This is a genomic window from Synechococcus sp. R6-7 (assembly GCF_047461695.1).
Taxonomy (GTDB): Bacteria; Cyanobacteriota; Cyanobacteriia; order Thermostichales; family Thermostichaceae; genus Thermostichus.
The window spans coordinates 1-4,412 of the sequence record NZ_JANSHS010000231.1; the positions used below are offsets into that span (position 1 = coordinate 1).

Genomic DNA, 4,412 nt, shown 5'->3' on the forward strand with positions numbered 1-4,412 from the left:
AGCAGTGTTCAGCGTAAATGTATCAGAAAAGTAACTCGATCCTGAGCCCGGATGAGAATGCGGCCATCCCCACAGCCCAAGTCGTAGAGAGTATCCTCGCTCCCCACCTGGGCCAAATCCAGCATGGCATCCACAACCAAGGGCAAGGTGCGCACATAGGGGGCTAAGCGGATTCCCTCTGGACTTTGCCGGTTGGACTGGCGTTGGAAGAAGGGATCCCTGCCCACCGAGTTCTGACCCAGCTTAGGTTTGAAACCGCGGGGCACCAAGGGTTGATTCCGAGAAGAGCGGTTTTCTCTGTTCATCAAATATTCTCATCAATTTCCCATCAGTCTATCAACCTGTCGCAGTACAGAGCCCCTGCCGTTCTACTGGGTGGAAAGTCACCGCCAATTGCGTCGGCTCAAGTACAGTCTACTAAGGGGTTATGGGATACACCTGTATGGTCATTTTCAACAGGAATGAAACATCTCCGTTCCATTGCTCTCTAACTCCCCTCTCCCTCTGGAGGGGCTGGGGGAAGCGGCGCGGAGCGTCTGGGCAGCGGCGGGAGTATCTCAATCGAGTCTGGAATGACTATGAACCTGCTTGTTCTAAACCTCACTGGGGTCAAGCCTCGGAAACACGATTTTTATACCCTTTTATATCCCTTAATTTGTAACGGGCTGTATCTCAAAAAATATCTTGATTCAACAACTTAGCCAGGCGTTCCAGCCCCTTTTTGACTTGGCGGGAAACGGTAACGGCACTGATCCCTAGCCGCTCTGCCGTTTCTTTTTGCGTGAGGTCATAGAAGAAGACAAATTCCAAAATCTTGCGGGTACGTTCCTCCAGCTGAGCCAAGGCATGTTGTAGGCGAATACGATCTTCTTCAGCCAGTTGAAAACTGCGGTAGCGCTGATCCGGAACGACCTCCCCCAGAGCAACACTGTCTTCCTCAGTTTGAATCGGAGCATCCAGGCTGAGCAAAAGGCTGTTTTGTTGGGCCAGCTCCAGCTCTCGCCATTCCTGCTCCGTCAGTTGCAGGGCTTCCCTCACCTCGGCCTCAGAGGGAGAACGGCCCAACTCTTGCCGCAGACGGGCAATCACCTTCTTGGCTTGTCTTTGCAGGGTCGTCCAGCGGCGTGGGATCCGCATGGTGGGGCTTTTGTCCCGCAGGTAGTGTTGAATTTCTCCGCGAATGTAAGGCAGGGCAAAGGAGCTAAAAGCCAGGCCTCGGCTGATGTCAAAGCGTTCGATAGCTTGAATCAAACCCAAACAGCCAACTTGCACCAGGTCGTCGTACCCCTCATTGCATTGGTTGCGCCAGTGGTGGGCCTCTTTGCGCACCAAGCCCAAGTTCATTTCCACCAGCCGATTGCGCAGGGCTGGATCGCGATTCTGGTGGTACAGCCGCAACAGTTCGGCAGTTCGGGCTTTAACATCCTCACTAGATGCCATAGATCCACATGCGGCTGGGAATCCGGTCTTGGCCAAAGGCAATGGAGGGGGGGCCGCCGGTCGCCTCAGGGAGACGGAGTTCTTGGGAGAGGTCAGGCGAGGGGCCGTTATCATAGACAACCACTTTACCGATTTGCCGAAAATAACTGTAGAACAAGCACTCAAGGAACTCGAAAACCATTCAAAGGTTGAGGATCCCACCCATAACCAACACCCATCCAGTCAAGAGACGCTTTTGCCCAGCCAGACCCTGCGCAAGCAGGTGCTACAGGGCTACAGGGATGGCGTTAGAAGCACAACCAGACACTGTTGAGATTTGCCAAGAGCTGGAACGTTCTTAGTTTGACCAGGTTTCTTGACCCAAGCAACAGCATCTCCACGGAAAATCGGCGGGTTTCATCGGCAAAAGAGCGCAATTTTCCCGTAAGACCCAACGAAATTGCCGGATTTCTGTTGTTGGCGTGCTCTCGTGGTTATTGGTAATTGGGTCAGGTTGGCGGTGAAACAGCCTGTGCATTCCAGCCTCTCCTCTCCTTCTGGGAGGTGAGAACGTCAAGAGGCTGTTCGTGACAGCGGCGGGGGGTTCTTGGGGGGATCCGTGCCGGCAAGGGCTGCCAAAAAGGATGCAAAACTCGGCTCCTCGCGAATGAGGTCGAAATAGGGCTCAGAGGAGAGCAAGGGGCGGTAGCGTTCCGGCTCCAGGCGTAGGGCTTGCTCCAAAGCTTGTAGGGCCTGAGGCACTTGGCCTTCCCAGGCGTAGCAGCAGGCTTTGGCGTAGTGAGCCTCGGCATTGCTGGGATCCATCTGCAGGGCCCGATCAAAACTCTGGATGGCCAGCTCGTAGAGGTTCAAGTCCATCAGCACCAGGCCGCGCTGCACCCAGATCTGAGGGCGTTTGGGATCCTGCGCCAGGGCACGGTCATAGCTGTTGAGGGCCTCCATCGGGTTGCCGAGGCGGTGGTGGGCAAGGGCATGGCCGGCCCAGAGAGAGGCCGATTCGGAGCCCAGTTGCAGGGCTCGTTCGTAGCTGGCCAGAGCATCGACGTAGCGCTCTAGGTGAAACAGAGCCAGGCCCCGACTCTGCCAAACTTGGGCATTGACGGGGTTGATGGCGAGGGCTTTCTCGTAGCTGATTAGGGATCCCTGCCACCGTCCCAGAGAGGCTAAGGTTAGCCCGTGCAGGTACCACGTTTCCGGGCTGTCGGGGCTGAGGGCAAGGGCCCGTTCGTAGGCACGTAGGGCTTCTTCGTAGCGGCCCAATTGCCGCAGCGTGTTGGCCTGGTTAAAGCGGGCCTCAAAAAAATCCGGCTTCAGTTGCAGAGCCCGCTCATAGCTGGCCAGAGCTTCCTGATGGCGACCGAGATCGTCCAGCAGAGAACCACGGTTGTTCCAGGCTTCGGGGAAGTCCGGCTTCAGCTCCAGGGCGCGGTCGTAGCTGGCCAGGGCAGCTTGGGCTTGCCCCAGGTGGTCGAGGGTGGTGGCGCGGTTGTACCAGGCAATGGGATCCTGCGGCTGATCTCCCACCGCCTGCTCGAAGGGCTGTAGTTGAGCCGCCTGTTCCGCCGAAAGGGCAGATGGGTCAACCGCCGGGGCCGGCGAAACGGCTGTAGATTCTGGGGAGGCAGCACGCTTCTGCCGCCGCAGCCACCAGGCCCAACCCCCGGCCAAAAGCAACAGGCTCGCCCCCAGCACCAGCACGCCCACGTCGGTCGGGGCAATCACAAACGGCATGACCCACTTCCTCTTTTCTGCGCGCCTCTACATCATCACCAAAAACGGCAGGGGATCGCTGGGCCCTGCCGGCGAGATCAGCTCAATGCGCTTTTCGCCAGGGTAGGTGCTGGGATCGATCTCAAAGGTAACCGTCAGCGCCTCGGCGTTGGCCTGCACCGGTTCCTTAGAGCGTCCCAAGGGATCCCCAAAGCTGACTCGGATCCCTTTACCCGCCGGGCTGACTCGGATTTCCGTCACCTGATCCAGATGGGATCCCTCTAGGGTACAGACGATTACATCCCCGACAAAGGCCTCCAGAGGCCAGCCCCGCCGCACCACCGGTTTGGACATGGTTGTCGCTCCCACAGGCTTCTGCATCTCAGTTTAATTTTTCATTTTCCCCTCCCTGCTCCAGCCCAAAACGGCTTTGGTGGCAGAGAGGCTCTCCCCCCTTGGGCCGGATCTCCTGCCACCCCTGTAGAGAAGAGGGAGTTGGGGAAAGGGCAACGGCAGGCGCTCGCAGCAACACCTGGCGGTCTGGGCCCACGCTCACCAAGCGGGGCATCTCTCCAAGACTATCGGCCACCGCAAACAGCACCCGCTCTCGCGCCTGGGGATCCCAGCCCAGCAGCTGCGCATACCCCAGCGCCGGCGGCGGATCCCAGATTTGCACCGGTGGGATCCCTGTCGAGCCAGTGGGCAAAGGCCAGACCACCGCCCGATCCCAGCTCAAATCGGTCTGGAACCAGCCTTCGTACTCCCGCGCCAGCAAAGTGTTCCCCTGCCAGGCTAGAGGCAGGATCATGGCAAAATCCAATGCCTCAACGGGGTCGTACACCGACCCTGAGGCTTGATAGATAACCTGCAAGGCCCGAGTACGGGTGTTCTCGGCAAACAACACACTGGTCAACCGACCAGCCTGAGGCGTGGCCACCAAATCTAGCCGTGTGTACACCTGCCACTGGGGATCCGGCGCCGGCAAGGGATCGCTGCGCAACAGGCCAACCAATGTGCATTGCCGCTGCCGGGCTTGCTCCTGCAAGTCGTACACCCATTCCCAAGGGATGGGCAAAGTAGGGGGAGAGGAGACTCCAGGGGCAGCCGGCGCCATGTCCCTCGCCCAGGCAGCGCTCCCCTCCGCCCAGCCGATCCAAACAGCCACAAGGGCTCTCCCCAGTTGCCACAGCCAGTTTTGCCTGAGCCAGCCCCCCATCTGCCTCACCTTCCGTCGTGACATACTCCCGCACTCATGCTGATGC

6 protein-coding genes are annotated in these 4,412 nt (G+C 58.6%); all 6 read right to left on the bottom strand.

Going from position 1 to position 4,412, the window contains the following annotated elements; genetic code table 11:
- Positions 1 to 8 precede the first annotated feature (8 nt).
- Complete coding sequence (locus tag NW815_RS07510) at positions 9 to 305, bottom strand: hypothetical protein (RefSeq protein WP_414389154.1); 297 nt, start codon at positions 303 to 305, stop codon at positions 9 to 11.
- A 367-nt stretch (positions 306 to 672) separates the two neighbouring features.
- Positions 673 to 1,440, bottom strand: a complete 768-nt coding sequence (locus NW815_RS07515) for an RNA polymerase sigma factor SigF (protein ID WP_041436760.1) — start codon at positions 1,438 to 1,440, stop codon at positions 673 to 675.
- Complete coding sequence (locus NW815_RS07520) at positions 1,430 to 1,564, bottom strand: hypothetical protein (protein WP_255344540.1); 135 nt, start codon at positions 1,562 to 1,564, stop codon at positions 1,430 to 1,432. The genes NW815_RS07515 and NW815_RS07520 overlap by 11 nt, the downstream gene beginning before the upstream one ends.
- Before the next feature lie 428 nt (positions 1,565 to 1,992).
- Positions 1,993 to 3,171: a tetratricopeptide repeat protein gene (locus NW815_RS07525; RefSeq protein ID WP_414389153.1), complete on the bottom strand. Its 1,179-nt coding sequence runs from the start codon at positions 3,169 to 3,171 to the stop codon at positions 1,993 to 1,995.
- 27 nt (positions 3,172 to 3,198) lie between these two features.
- Positions 3,199 to 3,504 (bottom strand): hypothetical protein, encoded by a 306-nt coding sequence (locus tag NW815_RS07530; RefSeq protein ID WP_011434047.1) that lies wholly within the window; start codon positions 3,502 to 3,504, stop codon positions 3,199 to 3,201.
- Positions 3,505 to 3,532: 28 nt separating this feature from the next.
- Complete coding sequence (locus tag NW815_RS07535) at positions 3,533 to 4,390, bottom strand: hypothetical protein (protein WP_414342821.1); 858 nt, start codon at positions 4,388 to 4,390, stop codon at positions 3,533 to 3,535.
- Positions 4,391 to 4,412 lie beyond the last annotated feature (22 nt).

What these genes read in the sequence shown, in the direction of transcription:
- NW815_RS07530 (WP_011434047.1), bottom strand. Translation starts at nt 3,504, where the DNA reads ATGTCCAAACCGGTGGTGCGGCGGGGCTGGCCTCTGGAGGCCTTTGTC.
- NW815_RS07510 (WP_414389154.1), bottom strand. Translation starts at nt 305, where the DNA reads ATGAACAGAGAAAACCGCTCTTCTCGGAATCAACCCTTGGTGCCCCGC.
- NW815_RS07535 (WP_414342821.1), bottom strand. Translation starts at nt 4,390, where the DNA reads ATGTCACGACGGAAGGTGAGGCAGATGGGGGGCTGGCTCAGGCAAAAC.
- NW815_RS07525 (WP_414389153.1), bottom strand. Translation starts at nt 3,171, where the DNA reads ATGCCGTTTGTGATTGCCCCGACCGACGTGGGCGTGCTGGTGCTGGGG.
- NW815_RS07515 (WP_041436760.1), bottom strand. Translation starts at nt 1,440, where the DNA reads ATGGCATCTAGTGAGGATGTTAAAGCCCGAACTGCCGAACTGTTGCGG.